Here is a 20,205-nt window from a genome sequence, read left to right as displayed (position 1 = left end):
TCGTTCCGTTCAATCGAGCGGGGCTGTCTGACCACTGTCAACGACGGAGCCAAGCTGCCTTGGTCCGTCGTTCCAACGCGCGCGGAGCCGGCGATTAATTGGCTCCGAATAGATGCGAGCGACCAGGTAGCCCAGCAGCGGTCCAACGATGAGGACGGCGAGAAAGAGGGCGGGAACAGCACGCATCGGCTTGCCAGCGGCTAGAAACAAGCTGAAGAGCCCGAGGACGGCAAAGATGTGAGTGAGGTAGATCTCGTAGCTGCGCTGGCCGACGATGCGGAGCGGCGCGAGCAGGCGTGGTGCTCGCCACCGGGACTCGGCTGCCGCCGCGATCACCATGCAGGTGCCAACGGCAAGGATCGTCATGTCGAGGCCGTTGTGGCCAAGTCCCCAGGCGTAGGCACGCAGCGAGAAACCAAGGCTGAAGACGAGTACAGCGACGCCGCAGCCACACAGGAGTCGTACCGCAGTTCGGGAGAGGTGCCGTCCGGCGAGGAAGAGCGCGGTGAGGCAGCCGAGGGCGATGGCGTCCATGCCGCCGAGGTAGGAGTACTCGCGCCAGACAGGGTTGTGATTGAAGAGGTGCGACCGGGCGATGGGACCAAGCGCCACGAAGAGGAGCAGCGGCACCACGAGGAAGCGCTCCCGACGAAAGAGGCGGCAGGCGAGCGGAAAGAAGAGGTAGAACATCTCCTCGACGGAGAGCGACCAGAGGATGTCCCAGCTTGGCGGAAGGTAGCCGCGATGGGCTTCGAGCAGATTGATGTGAAAGGTGAGTGCGGCGAACAGGGCGCGACCAAGGCCGCCGGTCTTGTGGCCGACGATAAAGCCATCGACGTGCGCGAGGTGCAGCGTGCTCAGGATGGCCAGCAGCAGGAGCAGCAGCGGTCCGATACGGGCGAAGCGAAGCAGGTAGAAGTCGCAGATGCTCACGCGGGCGACCGATCCCCAGCGGCGCAGCGTCGTCGAGGTGATGAGAAAGCCGGAGATGGCGAAGAAGATCTGCACGCCATACTGGCCGTTCCACACGAGCGAGGAGACGAGTTGATCCGGCAGCCCCTTCGCGTACGGAACCTTTGTGCCAAGCAGGCGCATGTTGACGTGATTCATCAGCACGAAGAAGATGGCGAGGCCGCGCAGAAGATCGACGCCGTCGAGGCGGCTCCAGCTTCGGTTGGGGTTGGTAGCGACGGCAGGCATGCCCTATTGTGCTTGATGGTCTGGGCAGAGGGATAACCGAAACTCGGTAGCCTCCAATCGCGTCTAAAGATCTACGCTCTGCGCATTTACGTGCAGGCTCCAACGGAGACTTCGGCCTTCCGCTCGGACGAAGGGAACTTATGTACAGCAGTACGCGTCTCGGCCTGATTCTCGGTTGCTCCCTCATTGCTACAAGTTTTGGATTGGCCCAGCAGGAAGCACTCTCCTCTTCGCCCCATGCGGGAAACAAGATTGTTCTTGATGTTGTGGTGACGCCGAAGTCGGGTCAGCCGGTAGGTGGTCTGCAGCAGCCGGAGTTCACGCTTCTGGATAACAAGGTTGCGCGCCCGCTTACCTCATTCAAGGCGCTTACCGCCGATCAGGCACCGATCGAGGTGGTCCTCCTTGTCGACGCGGTCAACACCAACTTCCAGAGCGTGGCCTACGAGCGGCAGCAGATAGAAGCATTTCTGAAGGCCAACGGTGGCCACCTGGCACACCCAACGTCGCTGGCGATCTTTACGGACACGGGAACGCAGGTGCAGGACGGCTTCTCCACCGATGGAAACGCGCTAAGCGCCGATCTGGACAAGTTCACGATTGGCCTGCGGGATATTCGACGGTCTGCGGGTTTCTATGGCGCGTCGGACCGGTTCCAGCTCTCCATGGTGGCCCTGCGGCAGCTTACGGCACGCGAGGCGGCCCGGCCAGGACGCAAGATTCTCCTGTGGATCTCGCCGGGCTGGCCGCTGCTCTCGGGTCCGGCTGTCGATCTCGACCGCAAGCAGCAGGACCAGATCTTCGCCGAGGTCATCGACATGTCGAACAAGATGCGGCAGGCGCGCATGACGCTCTACAGTGTCGATCCGCTCGGAGCGAGTGAGTCGGTTCTGCGAAGCTCGTACTACCAGGAGTTCGTCAAGGGTGTCAGCAAGGCGGGCAAGGTCGATCTCGGCGACCTTGGGCTGCAGGTGCTCGCCACCCAGAGCGGAGGTCTCGTGCTGAACTCCAACAACGACATTACGGGCGAACTACAGCGTGTGATGGACGACACGAAGGCTTACTACGAGATTTCGTTCGACGCGCCGCCCTCCGACCATGCCGACGAATATCACCAGATCCAGGTGCAGGTTGGTCAGCCAGGGCTGACGGCACGAACGCGGACGGGCTACTACTCGCAGCCATAGCGTGATCTGTTAACGCTGAGCGGTGCCCCGTACCGTAAACTAAGCCCTGTGATTCCGCGCTTCCGTTCCGATATCCGCACAGTAGTCCTTACGATTAGCGATCGCTGCTTTCAGGGCACCCAGCAGGACCTCTCCGGTCCAGCGGTGGTGCGCCTGCTGCTTGCTGCCGGTGCCCATAACCCTGCGGCTCATGTCTTGCCGGACGAGTTCGACGAGATCGTTGAAGCGTTGCGGCACCACGCGCGCACGGCATCCCTGATCGTCACCACGGGTGGCACGGGGCTGGCCGCGCGCGATGTGACGCCCGAGGCGACGCGGATGGTCTGTGAACGGCTGGTGGAGGGTCTTGCGGAGCGGATGCGCGCCGATGGCCTGCAGCACACGCCACTCGCGCCACTGAGCCGCGCCGTCTGCGGGACGGTGGGGAGCACGCTCATTGTGAATCTACCGGGCAGCCCGGCGGGTGCCGAGACCTCGCTGGCGGCGATCCTGCCTCTGCTGCCCCATGCGCTCGACCTGCTGGCAGGGCTGACCTCGCATGAGCCGAGCAGCCATGAGCCTGGCAACTCCGAGTCAAGTAGTCCTGAGGCAAGGACCAGCCATGAGATTTAATCCTGTAGCCGCCGCCGGAGCCGTGGCGCCGCATCACTCCCGCTTCGGCTTTCTGATGAAGTGGAATCTCGCCATCCTTGCCTTGCTCAAGCCGTTGGGAGCGTGGGGGGTGGGCGCGATTGCGGTGATCGATTCGGCGGCGATTCCCATGCCGCTCGATGCGATGGTGGTGGATTACGTCGTACACGACCATGCGCGGGCCGTGGTGTATTGCCTGATGGCCGCGCTGGGCTCGGCCGTCGGCAGCCTGCTGCCCTACTTCCTTGGTCGTGCGGGCGGCGAGCTTTTCCTGCTGAAGCGGATCAATCGCGAGCGCTACGAGAAGCTGCGCGATCGCTTCGAGAAGCAGGAGTTTCTCGCGATCATGCTACCCGCGATGGCGCCGCCGCCATTCCCCGTGAAGCTGTTCGAGTTTGCTGCGGGCGTCTTCGAGATGCGGCTGGTCTGGTACTTCAGCGCGATCTTTCTGGGCAAGTTCATCCGCTTCGTGGTGGTGTCGTTCCTCATCATCTTCTTCGGACAGAAGATTCTGACAACTGCAATGGGCGCGCTCCACCATCACTTCGGCCTGGTCCTTGCCGGGTGTGGGGTGCTGCTCCTGCTACTCGCGATCTACGTGATCCGCAAGCTCTTCGATGGAAAGCGGGGAGTAAAGTTCCCCGCGGAAGAGGAAGACAAAACTTAACACCGATCAGTGCGGATAACACCAATCAGTGCAAGATCTGCTGCACTCAAATTCGTGTCATCCGCACTGATCCGTGTTAGGCCTTTGCGATCTGTCCGTCATGCAGACTCTCAGCGATGCTGGCTGCAAGAGCGGGTAGGCCAAACAGTGCGCCGGCGGTGATAGCGGTCGACATGGCGTCGTTCGCGTAGAAGGGAATCGCCGTGACAAAGCAGGTCCCGAGACCGGCAAGCGTATGGGCGTAGAGCGTGCCGCCAGCCCAGAGCGCGAAGTTGCTCAGGATGAAGAACGACGTGGACGAGGCGAGAACTGCGCCACCCACCTTGAGGGCCGAAGGCTTACCCGCGAGAAGCTGGTGACCCATCAGGCAGACCGCCGCGTACCAGACCCAGGTGACAACATAGTGGCTGGCGTGGAAGGCGTAGGAGTATGCGCAGACGGTGAGGTAGTAGTCGGTCGCCATCAGGGCAAGCACGGCGAAGACCGTCTGCCAGCGACTCCGGCGTGCTCCGAAGAAGAGCAGGCCGCCACCCACCGCAGTAAAGCCGACGCTGGTGGTGTGGAAGGCGTGGGGAAGAAGGCGGCTGAGAACTGCGACGAGGAGAGCTACATAGGCTGTCATGGGGAAGATCCTTAATCCGGAGAGACACGGAGGCGCACAAGAAGCTGCCAGTCTCAATTCTGGGCCTTCAGAAGCAGTGGGTCAACTCAATCCTGCTGGTCGGTCTCCTCCTGTGCATTGTCCGCGAGGAGCGTACCAGCCCGGTTCAGAAGTTGCAGGGTGGCCTCGATGCCTTCAACGATCGATGCCTCGGGCTGGTCAGGATGGGCCTGCTGGAACGCTTTCAGGAGTGCTCCCCGTTCTCGTGAGCCATCAAGCAGAAGAACGAACTCCCGGACGACAGGGTCTGCGACGCTGAGGGTCGTGTGGAGCAGCGTAGTGACCGTATCGGCGGTCGATGCCTCCTGCCGCGCAATGGCGCTCACAAGCGGACGCCTCCCAACGCGGCTGCTCACTGGAGCCTTCCAGGTGTGCAGCGTGATGACGCGCGCGACGACGAGGCGGATCAGCAGGGTGAAGAACTCGGCGTCCAGCGCAACATCATTCGAGGTCAGGAGGCTCGCGATCTCGGCGAAAGGGACCGAGGATGGCCATGCAGCGATCAGATGGTCAAGGAGCGCGATGGTTCCCGGGTGCTGGCTCTCCATCTGTAACGTGTTCGGAAGGATGAAGACGCGCTTTGCGGGGTCCGCAGCCGTGGCCACCTGCGCGGGCGATGCGAAGCGCAGAAGGCTGAGACGATCGAGGCGCAGGTCGATCGTCACAGGGCGATCCGTGCGACAGAGCAGGGTCTCGCGGTACTTGCGCATCCGGGCGAAGTCGAGAATCTGCTCCTCGGCAAGCCAGTCTCCATGGGCCATCGCCTTTGCGGTGGCGGCGGTCTTGGGCTGGAAGCAGGCGTCGTTCGGAGGCGGCATGGAGGCTTCGCTTACATATCGGAGCCCGTGCCCGCCAGCGTGGCTGACAAAGGTCGTCACCGAAACGGGTCTCTGTGCCGGAGCCAGTTCATCGTGGAAGATGACGCCATGGCCACGCTTGCGAAGCTGTTTGATCTGCGACTCCAGCAGCAGCCGAAGCGGATCGTGCTCCGGTCGCGCCTCAATTACGAACTGCATCAGCTCAAGACCCTGGTTGATGCCTTCGATCGGGTCGTCCGAGGCGGTGGAGCGCAGCGAAAGTATGTCCCGGTTGAGATCCCGCAGATGACCGCCGGGCAGGGCGTTGTAGCTGATGAAGCCGATCCCGTTCGGGGCGAGGTGGTCGCGGCAAAGGGCGAGCAGGGCGTCGCGGACGTGCTCCGGCACCCAGGCATAGACGCCGTGCGCGATGATGTAGTCGAAGGTGCCTAACGGCTGGGACGGATCGTCACCGACGGTCAGGATATCCGCCTGGAAGATGCGAACGTTGGTAAGTCCGAGTTGCCGGATGCGTTGCTGCGCGTGGGCGACGGGAACACTCGCCAGATCGAAGCCTACAAACTCCCCCCCGGGAATGCTGTAGGCCATCGGGATGAGATTGGAGCCTTCATTGCAGCCAACTTCGAGGACGCGGCATCGTTCAACGGGCGTCGGATCCAGGCCGTGCAGGATGGCCATCGTGGCTAATGAATCAGGATGCGTGTTGGCGTAGGCAAAGCCAGGGTAGGCGATCAGGTCGTAGACATCGGGGGCTGCAGGCACTCGGAACTCCTCAAACAGAGTGAAGGTGATCGTTACTTCTTCATGGCCTTCATATCATGGCCGCCCTGATGCAGGATCAGGTTCGTGATCTTGCCTTGATCGTCCTTGACGAACTCGATCTCGGCAGGGAAAAGGAGTGGGAAGAATTTAGTTTCGGATTCGGCGTACACCGGGAACTTCGGCTGGCCTGTTCCCTGGACCATCAGCTTGCCATCTTCGGCCGTAACGACGAGGCTGAAACTTGGTTGCAGCTCGAATGTGCCGGTGTAGGTGGCGAGGATCTTCGGATCCACGGTAATGGCGGTGCGGACGGTCGGGTGGTAGTCCGGCCAATTGTAGGCTGCGGCGATACTATGCAAAATCTCGTCCGCGATCGCGGAGCCGCCCTGCGCGTTGGTCATGATAACGGCACCATCGCCGCCCTGTTCGTACGCGACCATCATGCTCTCAAAGCCGTCATTGACGCCGCCATGCGAGAAGTAGGGATTCGTGGGCGCACCGCTGATGAAGAGGCCAAGCCCGGCGGAGGTCATGATAGGCGTCAGCATCTGGCGCGTCATCTCGGTGGAGAGGACGTGGTTCGACTTGCCCTGGAGCGAAGTCTGCAACTCCATCGCGAAGCGTGCAAGGTCGGAGGGCGTGGTCCAGAGTCCCGCAGCAGCCAACTCGGCATACGTATGTGGGCCTCCGGGGACGGGCTTGTTATCGGTGTAATACGGCGTGGCGGCGTTAGCCATACGATCGGCAGGCAGCGGCTGCTGGTCCGTGCTGTAGGTCATCCCGATAGGTGCGAAGACGACGTCGTGGAGGAGCGTTGGGAAGGGCTCCTTGGTGATGTCGATCAGCATCTGCTGCATGATCGTATAGCCGCCGCCGGAGTAGTTGTTGATGACGCCCGGCGCGGCCTCGCTCCGGATAGGTGCGCTATTCGCGGGCTTCTCGCCGTTCAGCACCTGCACCAGCGTAGGGACGGGCTCACCTGCTGCGTAGCCACGGAAGCCATGCACCGTAATGCCGCCGGTGTGCGTGAGCAGTTCGCGAAGAGTGACAGGCTTGCCAGTGGTGATAGGAGCGGCAGGTAGCTTCCAACTGGTGAGGTACGTGTTGACATCGGCATCGAGCGAAAGCTTGCCCTGCTGGACGAGGTGGAGCGCAGCGATAGCGGCGATCGGCTTGCTGATCGAACCAGCCTGAAAGAGAGTCTCCGGGGTCACCGGTGGACCGTCAAGACGGGTGACGCCGAAGCCCTGCGCCCATTCAATCGAACCATGATGGATAACGGCAATGCTGACGCCGGGGATGTGGAGCGCGGCCATGCGTTCAGCAAGGGTATGAGTGGGGTGGGGGTCGTCCTTGAGGATGATGGACGGCGTCAGTCCGGCCTCAACCTGCTGGATGTGCTGCTTAGCCTCTGGCGTCAAAGCAGGCGATTGTTGTGCGCGCAAAGCAGGTGCAGCACAGAGCGTAAGGACGAGCAGGCTGGCAAAGATGACGTTTCGTAACATGCGGCTTCCCTCTGGTGCAGCATTGGGTCACAGCGATTTCAGAGCCCGGTGGATATGAGACGGATGGAAGCCGCTAGTGTTGCGGTCGGCCGTTCATCTCCATGATCTTGATCCGGCGGTCGGCGTCAAGGTAGACGATGCCGCCAAGTGGAGGCATCGTACGGCCTCGCATGAAGGGTGTGTCGTACATGAAGCGTAGGTCGCGAAACGTGACCTCGGTGAAACCGTCCCCATCGGGACCGATGTCGGTGACCATCGGCCAGGAGGACCAGTCAAGGTAGACCTCCCCAAGCCAACTCCGTTTCGCGGGGAGTGTAGCAATCGTCGTCGGAGGTTTATAAAGCAGGTCGTCGGGCGTGGTGGTGAGGGTGCCGCTGAGCGTTTCGGCGACGCCAAGCTGGAAGGCCGTGGGCAGCTCGGCGATAACATGCCAGCGGTACGGATTGATCGGCTCAGGGCTCGCAAAGACGCGACGGACTTGCGCACCGTCGTAGTCGCCAGCGGTAGCGAGGTCGATCGCCTTGCTGTGCTCCGATGCCCGCCAGCCCCAGAGCGCGAGCATCGCGATCAGGCCGCCGATCGCCCAGCCTCGACCGCGGAAGGGCTGCCGCCGCGCACCGACCTCGCTGCCGACCAGCCCGAAGAGCGCAGGCGCAATCAAGGCAACAAGCAGGATCGCGAAGAGAACAGGCTCGAAGATGAAGACGAACGATCCTGCGTACCAATGCGCGTTGAACGGGAAGAAGGGCCGAACGCCGTAGTTGTTCGTCCAGTCCAGAAAGATGTGGCTGAGCAGGGCGATTACGGAGAAGAGCCAGAGCATCCCCCACCGCACCGGCGCAAGCGTCGGATACCCGCGCCTAACCCGCCAGCGGTGCAGCAGCCAGATGAGACCCACAACCAGTGCGGCTTCGAACGGTATGCCCAGGAAGGTGTGCGTCCATCCGCGATGGTGCTGAAAGCCCGCGACCGGCCCATCAACGGACCACAGAGTGTCGAGGTCAGGAGCCTCGGCAGCGAGTGTCATGGCGAGCGTGGTGTAGGCGGCCCTGCGATTCAGGCCGGTGCGAGCCAAACATGCCCCGGTCAGGAAATGCGTCACTGGTTCCATGCAGCCAGCATAGCGGAGGTTCGCTTCGAGAGGGTACCGCAACGGGAAAGCCGTGCGTTGACAGTTGATCATCGAGGCGGTGTGATGATGGTGCAGGCAGCAGATGCCATGCGGTAACGAGGCTGACCATGAAGCAGGATCGACGGACCTTTCTCAAGAAGGCCACAACGCTGGCCGCAGGATCATCTGCAGCAATGGTGCTGCCCGTAAGAGCATTTGCGACTCAGGAGACGGTTCCTCCCAACGCCCCGACATGGACCGCGACCACACAGGCGGCACCATGGCAGCTACAGCCGCTTCGACCGGCAGGCTGGCGGTGGGACACCCTCGACGTGACGGTGAGCCTCGAGACCGAACAGCCAGCCGGGCAGTCAGCCATCAGAGGCTTCGGCGCATGCTTCAACGAGCTTGGCTGGACGTCGCTCCAGAAGCTGACGCCCACCGATCGCGCGAGCGTCTTCGAAGAGATGTTCGCACCGGGCAAAGGCGCAAACTTCACGATCTGCCGCATGCCTGTCGGCGCGAACGACTTCTCACGCGGCTGGTACTCCTACGACGAAACGTCCGACGACTTCTCGCTCCAACATTTCAGCATCGCGAACGACCTCGAAACGTTGGTGCCATTTATCAAGAGCGCGCAGCGGTACAACCCTGCACTCAAGCTCTGGGCTTCGCCGTGGAGCCCGCCGAGTTGGATGAAACGCAACAAGTTCTACGCCGAGGCAGATCAGTTTCCCGGCTGGCTTCCGAATGGCATTCGTCCCGATCAGGTCGGCAAAGAAGGTACGGACATGTTCATCCAGAAGCCGCGCTTTTTCGAGGCTTACGCCGAATACTTCGGCAAGTTTATCGATGCCTACAAACAGCAGGGCATCGAGGTCGGCATGGTCATGCCGCAGAATGAGTTCAACTCAGCACAGGCTTTTCCAAGCTGTACCTGGACGCCGGAAGGCCTCGCTCAGTTCATCCGGCGGCTCGGCCCGGTGATGGCGAAACGCAACGTCGAGGTCTTCTTCGGAACGCTGGAGCGGGGTAACAAAGACCTGCTCAGCCATGTGTTGGCGGACCCGGAGGCAGGGCGCTGGATCAAGGGTGTCGGTCTGCAGTGGGCGGGCAAGACCGCGCTTGCTGCCATCCACAAGGAGCACCCGGCACTGACGATCTACCAGTCCGAGCAGGAGTGCGGCGACGGCAAGAATGACTGGAGTTATGCCGCCTACTGCTGGAACCTGATGAAGCATTATCTGTCCGATGGCGCAACCGGCTACATGTACTGGAACATCTCGCTGCTACCCGGCGGTGCAAGCCACTGGGGCTGGCCGCAAAACTCGCTGATCACCGTTAAGCCGGATGGCAGCTACCAGTTCAACCACGAGCACTACGTTCTCAAGCATGTGAGCCACTTCGTACAGCCGGGAGCGAAGCGCCTGACCACCGACGGCACCTGCGACGACGTGCTGGCCTTCCTGAACCCTGATCGAAGTGTCGCTGTCATCCTGCGCAATGAGAGCAGCCTGGAGCGACCCGTTGATGTCACCATCGGCGACATGAAGGTGCCGGGAACAATGCAGGCGGACTCCTTCAACACACTGTTGATCAAGCACTGGGCGTAGACCGGGAGTTCCGTAATGCAGGATGCCGAGACGATCTGGAGCGGAGACGGTCGTTGGACGGGAGAATCAGTCTGTTGTGCCGATTCTCCCGTCAGCATCTTTGCTAAGCGACGATGTTCCCGTTGTACGCGTCACGCACAACGTTCTCGAGGAAGTTCGCAGCAGCGTTGATGGGCGAATTGACGAAGACGGCCATCTCCATGTCCTCAGGCAGGTAGAAGGCGACAGCCTGCTCCGTCTGGCCGGAGCCGTTCTCCCACAGACCATTCTTCGAGTAGGTGAAGGCGCCATCAAGTGGCCGCGCGACTTTCCAGTCGATGCCGAACATGTTGTCAAGCATCTGCTGCGCGTGTGCGGGCGACATGATGGTATTCCCGCGGCGGAAGGAGCCCATGATCTTGAGCAACTGAGCGACGGAGAAGTGCCATCCAGCGGCACCGCAGACCGTCGAGAGGTCACCGGAGTTCCAGCCATGGCCTGTAGCCGGGCTGTTGTAGGCGAGTGCATCGCCGGCGTTGTGAGCAAGCGTGCCGTTCGATCCGGTCTGCGGGAAGATGTTTGCGTTGACGTAGTTGCGATAGCCGTTGATCGTGATGATGTCCCAGAACTGATCATTGAAGGGAACAGCGTAGGTAGCGCCGACAGCGATATCGCCCTGGATCACCGAGAGCAGAATGCGAAGAATAGAGAAGTTGGAGTTCTCATACTGCGCGTGCTTCTGGAGGGGGACACCAGCGGCAACCTGTGCCTTCACGGAGAGGAAGTCCGCGCCGCCATTGGTAAAGCCGGAGGTGTGCGTCATCAACTCCCGGAAGCTCACGGTCGCGATGTTCGGTCCCTTTACCCAGTAGTGGGGCAGATAGGGCGCAATGCTGGCATCGTAGGAGATGTTGTGCGCGTCGAGAACCTTGGTCATCGAGATGGCCGTGATCATCTTGCTGAGGCTGGCAACGTGCATCGGAACCTGTGGGTTCCAGCCCGTGGCCACGTCCGACGGCGTCTGCGCCCAGTTCCACTCGAGCGTGTAGATGACCGAACCATGCTGCTGGAGCTGCATGACATATCCGGTCACGGAGTTCTTGAGCGCGGCATGCAGCGTATTGCAAAAGCCTGCTCCGTTGAGGTGAGCCACCTGTGGGCCATGCGGGATGGCGTGGGCAGGCGGCTGCTTGAGATCGATCTTCTCCGTGGTGATGTTGAGGATGTTTGAGGGAACGATGACGTGCGCCCTGAGCGCGGTCTCATCGATCTGAAGGTCTTGTGTGGTGGTGCTGTTCATAACGTCTTCCTGTCGAATTCTTCGAATATCTATGGGGCCCGTGAACATGGTGTCGTCGAAAGACCGAACGTATCGCGCCTTCCAGATAAAATTGGCGGATGGTTTCCGAGCTCACACCCGACCAGCAGATCCAGGCGCTCCGCGACGACCTGCGCCACCATGAACACCTCTACTACGTGATGGACGCGCCAGAGCTGACCGACGCGCAGTACGACGAGCGCATGGAGCGGCTGAAGGCCCTCGAGGCAGCGCATCCTGAGCTGATCACAACCGACTCTCCCACGCAGCGGGTCGGCGGCAAGCCACGCGATGGCTTCGTTAAGACGCCGCACTCACGGCCCATGCTCTCCCTTGACAACGCCTTTAGCGAAGCCGATCTGCGGGCGTGGGATCAGCGCGTCCGCAACGGTCTGCCGAGCACCGAAAAGGTTCGCTATGTGTGCGAGTTGAAGCTCGACGGCCTGTCGCTCGCCCTCCACTATGGCGAGGGCGCCAAGGGCTCGGCTCATCTCGAACGCGGCATCACCCGCGGCGATGGAAGCACCGGCGAAGATGTCTCCAGCAATGTCCGGACGATCCGCAGTGTGCCCCTCAGTGTCTCCGCAGCGAAGTTGAAGGCTGCAGGGCTCCCGCAAAGCTTCGAGGTCCGTGGGGAGGTCGTCTTGCCTCATGCGGCCTTCGTCAAGATGAACGAGGAGCGCGTCGCTGCCGGTCAGGCTCCGGCTGCGAATCCGCGCAACGCGGCTGCAGGAACAATCCGCACACTCGAGCCCAACATCGTGGCGCAGCGGCGGCTCGAACTTTACGCGTACTTTCTACTGACGCGCGACGGTGAGTTCCTCATGCCGCTCCAGTCGGACGCTCTCGAGGCCTTGAAGCACGCTGGCTTCCTCGTCAACCCGCACGCGACGGTGGTCGACACCATCGACGACGTGTTGACCTTCATCGCGAAGATGGATAGCCTGCGCGACTCCCTCGGCTACGAGATCGACGGTGTCGTCATCAAGCTCGACGCAACGTCACAGCAGCGGCGGCTCGGCTTTACCGGCAAGGCTCCGCGCTGGGCGATGGCCTATAAATTCGCCGCGCGCGCAGGCACGACCCAGCTTGTAAACGTGCTCTTCCAGGTAGGCCGCACCGGCAAGCTCACCCCGGTCGCCGCGTTGACCCCTGTGCTAATCGGCGGCACAACCGTCACCCGCGCAACGCTCCACAATGCAGACGAGATCGCACGGCTCGGCGTAAGGATCGGCGACTATGTCTCGGTCGAGCGCGGCGGCGACGTCATCCCAAAAATCACCGGCGTAGCTGAGGACACCAAACATCCGCGAGGCACACAGGAGATTCTCTTCCCGACCCTGTGCCCCATTTGCGCAAGCGAACTGATGCGCGTAGAGGGCGAGGTCGACTGGCGTTGCGTCAACAACTCCTGCCCGGCGCGTGTTCGCGAAGAACTGCTGCACTGGGCATCTCGCGGCGTGATGAACATCGAAGGACTTGGCGATGCGATGGTGGCCCAGCTACTCGGCCAGAGCGCGGAGCTTGGCGGCATGGCCGAAGAGGTCACGGAGGAGGGCGCACCCGTGCTCTCGCGGACCCCGCTGATCCACACCATCGGCGATCTGTACCGGCTGACGCGCGAGCAGCTGCTCGGCCTCGAGCGCGTCGGCGAAAAGACCGCAGATACGTTGCTGGCTGAGATCGCTCGATCAAAGAAAGCCGGACTCGCACGGGTACTTCTCGGCCTCGGCATACGCTTCGTAGGAGAGCGAACCGCGCAGCTTCTTGCGGAGCACTTCGGCTCGATGGATGCCCTCAAGCATGCAACGCAGGAAGAACTCATCGCCGTCAATGAGGTTGGGCCGAAGGTCGCGCAGGGTGTTGTGGAGTTCTTCGCTGTCGATAAAAATCAGTCGCTCGTTGCGGACCTGCAATCACTGGAGCTCGCAATGGTCGCAGAGAAGCGCGTCACAACCGACACCCTCTCCGGGCTGACCTTTGTCCTCACTGGAACGCTCCCAAATCTCACCCGCGACCAGGCCAAGGAAAAGATCGAGGCTGCGGGAGGAAAAGTCTCCGGCTCCATCAGCAAGAAGACGAGCTACCTCATTGCGGGAGAAGAGGCAGGTTCGAAGCTCGACAAGGCAACCTCACTAGGCGTCGCCGTGCTCGATGAAGCCGGTCTGCTCGCTCTTTTGGGTGAGTCAGCCTAGCGTGATCTTCCGAGCCAAATGTCGGCAGCATTATCGCCGGGAATAGCCTGAGAAGTTCTTTGCGTGTTCAGTCGTGCAATGATTACCGCACACTCGTCACAAGCAACGCTCTGCACTCAAGGAGATCTATGATCCTCGCGCTCGCATTTATCCTCGGCATCGTAGCTGGACTACGGGCCATGACGGCGCCCGCAGCCGCAAGCTGGGCTGCGAAACTCGGCCTGCTCAACCTCGCTGGCACACCCCTCGCCTTCCTCGGCTATCACTACACCGCGTACATCTTCACGCTCTTCGCCATAGGAGAGTTGATCACCGATAAGCTGCCGAAGACTCCGAGCCGCAAGGTGCCGATGCAATTCATCACCCGCGTCGTCAGCGGCGCACTCGTCGGTGCGGCGATAGGAATCGCTGCTCATCAACTCATCGTCGGTCTCGTCCTCGGCGCTGTTGGCGCGGTCGTCGGCACACTTGGCGGATCGGCCGTTCGCGGCAGGCTTGCCAGCCTCTTCGGCAAGGATCTTCCCGCAGCCCTGCTTGAGGATGTCGTAGCGATCATCCTCGCCGTAGTTGTCGTCACACGGCTCGGCTAAAAAGAAAGGCCCGCCGCAGAAATCTGCGACGGGCCATTTGCTGCGCCGAAATTACAGCTTCGGTAGTTGCGATGTATCCCATCCGCCGCCCAGCGCCTTGATCAACAGAACGCTCGCATCCATCTGGCGTCGCTCGATGTCGATGTCATTGCGCTCATTGACAAGAGCCGTCGTCTGCGCCGTCACAACCTGCAGGTATGTATCCAGGCCGCCGACATACCGATTGTTGAAGATCTGCACCGCAGACTCCGCCGCCTCGGTAGCACGATGCTGCTGCTCCGCCTCGTTTTGCAGAACGCGCAAGACCGCAAGGTTATCTTCTACCTGCTGAAATGCCGTCAGCGTGGTCTGCCGATAGTTAGCAACCGTCTCGTCGTAGGTCGCCTTTGCCTGGACCACGACCGAGCGTCGCCGGCCATAGTCGAACAGGGTCTCAGACACGGTAGGGCCAGCCGACCAAAGAATGCTCGACGTCTTCGCCAAGTTAGTGATCGTCGTCGCCTCAAGCCCAGCTGCTGCGCTGAAGGAGACCGTCGGATAGTAGGCAGCAGTTGCAATTCCAACACGATCGTTCTGCTCTGCCATGCGTCGCTCTGCCGCCGAAATATCTGGCCGTCGCTCCAGCAACTCCGAAGGAAGCGCTACAGGAATTGATGGCGGCTGGGTAGCCAGCGGCGACGCAGCAAGCGTAAACGAGGCAGGCGGCTTACCGATCAGCACCGCAATCGCATGCTCATACTGCGCGCGGATGACGGCAACATCACTGGCCTGCACCCGGGCCGCTTCGAGCTGTGTCTTCGCCTGGTCAACGTCCGACTTCGGCGACACTCCACCCTCAAAGCGATTTGAGGTGATCCGATAAGCCTCGTCATAGGTCTTGACCGTATCGTTCAGCAGCTTCTCTTCCGCATCTGCGGCCCGCGCTTCGAAGTAGTCCACGGCAAGCTCAGACTGCAGGCTCAGCAGCGCCGATTGATAGTCGCCCGCACTGGCCGTCGCCTCTTCGCGTGCTGCGCTGACGCTTCGCCGAATGCGGCCCCACAGGTCAACCTCGTAGCTGATCGACAGGGGAAGCTGTAGATCGCCGCCACCAATCCCGTTGCTGTTCGCGTTGATCGAACTGAAGTACGGTCGATTGGACGACTCGCGCAAACCGGCATACGACGGGGAAGTCCCGATCGTCGGTGCAAGGCTGGCCCGGTTGAACTGGATCAATGCCCGCGCCTCTCGAAAGCGCGCCTCTGCCTGTTTGGCAGTCTGGTTCTCGGTGGCGATCTGGGGTTCCAGCTCGTTGAGTTGGGAGTCGCTGAACATCGTCCACCAGGTGCCGCGCAGCTTCGTATCTGCTGGCTGAGCGCGCTGCCAGGCTTTATCTTCTTTGAAATCAGGAGCGAGGGGTGCTGCTGGTTTGACGTACTTCGGTCCAACCATGCAGCCACTAAGCATCAGCGTTGCCGTAGCGACTGTTGCTGTAATGCGACGATTCATTGAGCACCTGCCGTTTTGTGGGGCTCCGCGACGTGGACCTGTTGTCCGCTGGCCAGAGAGTCCGATGGATCTACGATAACCTGATCCGCGGCCGTTAAGCCGGAACCGATCTCGACAGTCTCTCCAGCATCATGCGCGATGGTCACTGGAACCAGGACAGCGCGGCCGTCGCGAACAACACCAACCCGCAGGCCTTCGCTACGAAAAAGCAACGTATTCGAGGGAAGCGTCAGCGTGCTCCCATGGTCCGGTATCTTGAAATGAACAAATACATACGCTCCAGGCAGCAGCAGGCCCTTCGGGTTATCCACATCGACTTCCACGTTCAACGTTCGAGTCGCCGAATCGATAGCGTTGGAGTTGCGAGCAATTTTGCCGACAAACTTCTCCTTCGGATACTCATCAAGCGTCAGCGTAGCTTCTGCACCGTCGTGGATGCCCGCCGAGTATGCCTCGGGCACGGACACAAACACGCGGATGCCCCCGATCGCAGCCATATGAAAAAGCTCCTGCGGCGTCGTGTTCGCGCCGGCAGCAATCAGCGAGCCAATATCGATGCGGCGCGCCGTCACAATGCCATCAAATGGAGCATAGACGTTCTCAAACGAAACAAGCTGCTGCAGCCTTCGGACGCTCGCCTCAGACGCATCGACCGCCGCCTGCTTCGCCTCCGCATCGCTTACCGCCTGATCGGTTTCCTGCCGTGAAACCGAGTTCGACTTGAGTAGATTCTGATACCGAACGGCGGTCGTGTTGGCGAGATTGAGGTTAGCTTGCGAGCTCTTCAAGTCGGCCTGCGCCACCTGCAACTGCTGATCAGTCTCCGGCGTCTCGATCTGCGCCATCAGTTGGCCCTTGCGTACATGAGCACCAATATCGAAGTACCACTTCTTCAGATAGCCGCTGGTTCGCGCATAGATCGGCGTGTCTGTGAAGGCCTGTGTACTGCCGGGCAGCGAGATCTCGGCCGATAGCGTCGAGCCGGAAGGATGAATAACCTCCACGGTCGGAATAGCAGCGATCTTCGTCTGCTTCGCCAACTCGCGCTCTGCCGCAGCACGCGACAGCACGCCGTAAGCAATAACCACCAGCAGCACGATCACGACGACGGCAAGCACAAGCCATACCGCACTGGGCAGGCCACGCTTGGGCGGTCCTGGCTGGATATCGGTCGGGTTAGCGTGCGAGGGGGTTGTCATCTCTTCGTTCCTTGGTTCCGATATCGTGCTGGGCATACTGGCTGTCTCTCCGGTCTCGCTCATGGTTAGTCTCCTGCCGCCATCTGCTCATGGGTCTGGTGCAAGGGTGCATCTGATTGCTCACGGCGCGCATGCAGCAGGGCGAATACCGCAGGAACAAAGATCAGGGTCGCGATGGTCGCGCAGGAGAGACCGCCAATCACGGCGCGTCCCAGCGGTGCGTTCTGCTCACCGCCTTCGCCTGCTCCCAGTGCCATCGGGATCATGCCGATAATCATCGCCAGCGCCGTCATCATGACCGGTCGGAAGCGAGTCGCACCAGCTTCAATCGCCGCCATAATCGGATCTCCATGATGCTCGAATCGCTCCTTCGCGAAGGACACGACCAGAATACTATTGGCCGTTGCAACGCCCATGCACATGATCGCGCCCATCAGAGCCGGCACGCTCAACGTCGTACGTGTTGCGAACAGGAACAGCACAATACCCGCAAGCGCCGCTGGCAGCGCCGTAATGATGATGAACGGATCAAGCCACGATTGGAAGTTCACCACGATCAGCAGGTAGACCAGCACGATAGCGAAGGCCAGCCCACCAATCAGTCCGATGTACGACGAGTTCATGGTCTCGATCTGGCCGCGAACCCGCGCAAAGCTGCCGCGCGGCAGGTCCTTCCGGTTGGCATCGACGATCTTCTGGATATCCTTGCCGACAGCGCCGAGATCGCGTCCCTGCACGTTGCCGTAGATGTCGAGCGTTCGCCGAATGTTGTAGTGGCTGATGATCGGCATCTCAGCTGAGCGGCTGATTGTTGCAACATCAGCCAAAATCTCCGGCTGTTTTGCAGCCGCTGCGGAGAGCGGAATATTCTGCAGATCGTTCAGCGTCTGGAAGTCATACTGCGGTGACTGCGCCACCATGCTGTAGTTCACGCCGTTCTTTGGATTCAGGTAGAACATCGGCGTCAACTGGTTGCTGCCGCTCAAAATGTTCAGGATGCTTGTACCGACATCGCGCTGGGAATATCCACCCTGCACAGCCTTCGTTCGATCGACGGCGATGTCGAGCACGGGATAATCATCCGGCTGTTCAATGCGCAGGTCGACCAGTCCGGGAACCTGCTTCAACTGATCCAACATCGTGTTCAGCACCTTGCGGTTGCCAACAAGGTCAGAGCCCTCAATCTGAACATCGATAGGCGAGGGCAGACCGAAGTTCAAAATCTGCGTCACGATATCGGAAGGCAGGAAGTAGAAGATCGTCCCCGCAAACTCCTTCGGCAGATTCTTGCGGAACGCTTCCACATACTCAATCGTCGGATGATGATCTTCCTTCAACGAGACGAGAATGTCCGCATCGCCCGCACCAAAGAGGCCAGACGTCGCGTGCTGTGTGTTCAGTGTGCTGTACGGCAGGCCGATGTTATCGAGAATCGTATCCATCTCACCCGCCGGAACCGTCTTGCGGATGGACTGTTCAACGAGGTCACAGAGCTTGGCCGTATCCTCGATGCGTGTTCCCGTACGCGCCCGCACATGCAGAATGAACGCGCCATTGTCCGTGCTTGGAAAGAAGTTGCGGCCAAGGAACGGCACCAGAATAAACGCGCATACGCAAACCAGCAGGAAAATCGGCACGAAGAACACGCGCATTCCTACCAGGCGCCCCAGCAGATCCTCGTACGTTGCACGTACCCTCTCGAACCCGCGATTGAACGCCCTTTGAAACCGTGCAAAGAGATTGCGGGACGGCACCGCGTGATGATCGTGCGCCTTGAGCAGGTACATCGAAAGCGTAGGCACCAGCGTTCGAGAGAGGATGTACGACGCAAGCATTGCGAAGACGACCGATTCCGCCAGCGGAACAAAAAGGTACTTCGCCACGCCACTCAGGAAGAACATCGGCAGGAACACAATGCAGATACAAAGCGTCGACACCAGCGCCGGAACCGAGATCTGCGCCGCACCCTCGAGGATGGCCGTATTCAGCTCATTACCTTCCTCAAGATAGCGCTCAATATTTTCAATGGTCACCGTCGCATCGTCCACCAGGATGCCGACAGCCAGCGCCAGTCCGCTCAGCGTCATGATGTTGATCGTCTGCCCAAGCAGTCCAAGGACGATGATCGACGAAAGAATCGACAGCGGGATAGATACCGCGATGATGACCGTGCTGCGCCAGCTTCCAAGGAACAGCAGGATCATCAGGCCGGTCAGCACGGCAGCAATAATGGCCTCGCGAATAACGCCTTCGATCGACCCGCGAACGAAGACAGACTGATCGCCAATCGGGGTCATCTTCAGTTCGGAGGGCACCGTCAGTGCGATCCGCGGAAGCAGTGCACGCACGCCCGACACGACATCCAGCGTAGAGGCGTTACCTGACTTCAGCACCGTCACCAGGACTCCGCGATGGCCATCCTGCCGGACGATGTTGGTCTGCGGAATGCTGCCGTCAGCGATCGACGCCACATCACGCACATAGATCGTCGTTCCGTTCACCTGCTTCAGCGGCAGGTTCCGAAGTCCCTCAAGCGTTACCGGAGACGAGTTCAGATGAATGTCGTATTCGGCGAATCCAATCTTCGCCGTACCACCCGGTTGAACGATATTCTGCGACGCCAGCGCATTGAGTACATCCGATGGCGAAAGCCCCTGGGATTGCAGCGCCTTCGGATCAAGGTTGACCATGATAGTGCGCTGTTTGCCGCCGTACACACTGGGGATCACCGCGCCCGGTACGGTAACAAGCTGCGTACGCACGAAGTTCAAACCAATATCGTTGAGTTGCTGTTCTGTCAGACCGCGACCTGAAAGCCCAAGCTGCAGAATCGGAACGCTCGACGCGCTGAAGTTGATAATCTGCGGCGGCAGAATCCCCGGCGGTAAGCTGCGCAGTTCAAACTCGGAAGCGGCACTTACCTGTGCATTCGCCGTGTCCAGGCTCGCGCCCGGCTGCAGATAAACCTTGACGATGGCCTGACCGTTATAGGTCGTTGACTCGATGTGCTGAATGTTATCGACCAGCGTCGTCAGCACCTTCTCAAACGGCGTCGTAATGCGCCCTTCAAGGTCAGTCGGATTCAGGCCCGTATACTGCCAGGCGATCGACACCACAGGGATATTGATGTTTGGAAAGATATCCGTAGGCGTGTTCAGAATCACCACTGGCGCAGCAATCAGAATGAGAATCGCCAGCACGATAAAGGTGTAGGGCCGGGTCAGGGCTAGCTTAACGATCCACATAGTCGGTACTTTGCCTCGAGGAATTTGAGCGAAACAC

General features: G+C 60.5%; 15 protein-coding genes. 6 read left to right on the top strand and 9 right to left on the bottom strand.

Annotated features, from left to right (window positions below; translation table 11 throughout):
• Window positions 1-9: 9 nt before the first annotated feature.
• Window positions 10-1,200, bottom strand: coding sequence for an acyltransferase family protein (locus OHL20_RS06000; RefSeq protein WP_263382293.1), 1,191 nt, complete (start codon window positions 1,198-1,200; stop codon window positions 10-12).
• A 140-nt stretch (window positions 1,201-1,340) separates the two neighbouring features.
• On the opposite strand from OHL20_RS06000, the gene OHL20_RS05995 reads away from it, so the two are divergent.
• From OHL20_RS05995 to OHL20_RS05985, 3 genes are read left to right on the top strand one after another with little or no spacing between them, the layout of a single operon-like run.
• The gene (locus OHL20_RS05995; protein WP_263382292.1) at window positions 1,341-2,387 is read left to right on the top strand and encodes a VWA domain-containing protein; all 1,047 of its coding nucleotides are present in this window, start codon (window positions 1,341-1,343) and stop codon (window positions 2,385-2,387) included.
• A gap of 48 nt (window positions 2,388-2,435) precedes the next feature.
• Window positions 2,436-2,999, top strand: coding sequence for a MogA/MoaB family molybdenum cofactor biosynthesis protein (locus tag OHL20_RS05990; RefSeq protein WP_263382291.1), 564 nt, complete (start codon window positions 2,436-2,438; stop codon window positions 2,997-2,999).
• Complete coding sequence (locus OHL20_RS05985) at window positions 2,989-3,684, top strand: YqaA family protein (protein WP_263382290.1); 696 nt, start codon at window positions 2,989-2,991, stop codon at window positions 3,682-3,684. The genes OHL20_RS05990 and OHL20_RS05985 overlap by 11 nt, the downstream gene beginning before the upstream one ends.
• Before the next feature lie 76 nt (window positions 3,685-3,760).
• Here the strand turns inward: OHL20_RS05985 and OHL20_RS05980 are convergent, their stop codons facing one another.
• From OHL20_RS05980 to OHL20_RS05965, 4 genes are all read right to left on the bottom strand, one after another.
• Window positions 3,761-4,306, bottom strand: coding sequence for a DUF6580 family putative transport protein (locus OHL20_RS05980; protein ID WP_263382289.1), 546 nt, complete (start codon window positions 4,304-4,306; stop codon window positions 3,761-3,763).
• An 86-nt stretch (window positions 4,307-4,392) separates the two neighbouring features.
• Window positions 4,393-5,925, bottom strand: coding sequence for a class I SAM-dependent methyltransferase (locus OHL20_RS05975; RefSeq protein ID WP_263382288.1), 1,533 nt, complete (start codon window positions 5,923-5,925; stop codon window positions 4,393-4,395).
• A 32-nt stretch (window positions 5,926-5,957) separates the two neighbouring features.
• The gene (locus tag OHL20_RS05970) at window positions 5,958-7,430 is read right to left on the bottom strand and encodes a serine hydrolase (RefSeq protein ID WP_263382287.1); all 1,473 of its coding nucleotides are present in this window, start codon (window positions 7,428-7,430) and stop codon (window positions 5,958-5,960) included.
• A gap of 73 nt (window positions 7,431-7,503) precedes the next feature.
• The gene (locus tag OHL20_RS05965) at window positions 7,504-8,541 is read right to left on the bottom strand and encodes a metal-dependent hydrolase (RefSeq protein WP_263382286.1); all 1,038 of its coding nucleotides are present in this window, start codon (window positions 8,539-8,541) and stop codon (window positions 7,504-7,506) included.
• Between the two features lie 128 nt (window positions 8,542-8,669).
• Between OHL20_RS05965 and OHL20_RS05960 the strand changes: the two genes are divergently transcribed.
• The gene (locus tag OHL20_RS05960) at window positions 8,670-10,154 is read left to right on the top strand and encodes a glycoside hydrolase family 30 protein (protein ID WP_263382285.1); all 1,485 of its coding nucleotides are present in this window, start codon (window positions 8,670-8,672) and stop codon (window positions 10,152-10,154) included.
• A 103-nt stretch (window positions 10,155-10,257) separates the two neighbouring features.
• Here OHL20_RS05960 and OHL20_RS05955 read toward each other — a convergent pair whose 3' ends face one another.
• Complete coding sequence (locus OHL20_RS05955; protein ID WP_263382284.1) at window positions 10,258-11,433, bottom strand: serine hydrolase domain-containing protein; 1,176 nt, start codon at window positions 11,431-11,433, stop codon at window positions 10,258-10,260.
• A gap of 98 nt (window positions 11,434-11,531) precedes the next feature.
• Here OHL20_RS05955 and ligA point away from each other — a divergent pair, with 98 nt between their 5' ends.
• Together ligA and OHL20_RS05945 are read left to right on the top strand one after the other, a co-directional pair.
• Entirely contained in the window at window positions 11,532-13,646 is a 2,115-nt protein-coding gene (gene ligA, locus OHL20_RS05950) for an NAD-dependent DNA ligase LigA (RefSeq protein WP_263382283.1), read from the top strand.
• Between the two features lie 128 nt (window positions 13,647-13,774).
• On the top strand, window positions 13,775-14,236 hold the full coding sequence (locus OHL20_RS05945; protein ID WP_263382282.1) for a DUF4126 family protein: 462 nt from the start codon (window positions 13,775-13,777) through the stop codon (window positions 14,234-14,236).
• Between the two features lie 51 nt (window positions 14,237-14,287).
• Here OHL20_RS05945 and OHL20_RS05940 read toward each other — a convergent pair whose 3' ends face one another.
• Genes OHL20_RS05940 through OHL20_RS05930 form a run of 3 tightly spaced genes read right to left on the bottom strand, consistent with a single transcriptional unit; the run spans window position 14,288 to window position 20,168 of the window.
• Window positions 14,288-15,724: an efflux transporter outer membrane subunit gene (locus tag OHL20_RS05940; protein WP_263382281.1), complete on the bottom strand. Its 1,437-nt coding sequence runs from the start codon at window positions 15,722-15,724 to the stop codon at window positions 14,288-14,290.
• The gene (locus OHL20_RS05935; protein WP_263382280.1) at window positions 15,721-16,986 is read right to left on the bottom strand and encodes an efflux RND transporter periplasmic adaptor subunit; all 1,266 of its coding nucleotides are present in this window, start codon (window positions 16,984-16,986) and stop codon (window positions 15,721-15,723) included. The genes OHL20_RS05940 and OHL20_RS05935 overlap by 4 nt, the downstream gene beginning before the upstream one ends.
• A 2-nt stretch (window positions 16,987-16,988) precedes the next feature.
• Window positions 16,989-20,168: an efflux RND transporter permease subunit gene (locus tag OHL20_RS05930; protein ID WP_263382279.1), complete on the bottom strand. Its 3,180-nt coding sequence runs from the start codon at window positions 20,166-20,168 to the stop codon at window positions 16,989-16,991.
• Window positions 20,169-20,205 lie beyond the last annotated feature (37 nt).

The sequence above is a fragment of the Granulicella arctica genome, from assembly GCF_025685605.1.
Classification (GTDB): domain Bacteria; phylum Acidobacteriota; class Terriglobia; order Terriglobales; family Acidobacteriaceae; genus Edaphobacter; species Edaphobacter arcticus.
The sequence above is the reverse complement of the archived record's forward strand: the minus strand, read 5'-3'. Positions and strand labels throughout refer to the sequence as shown.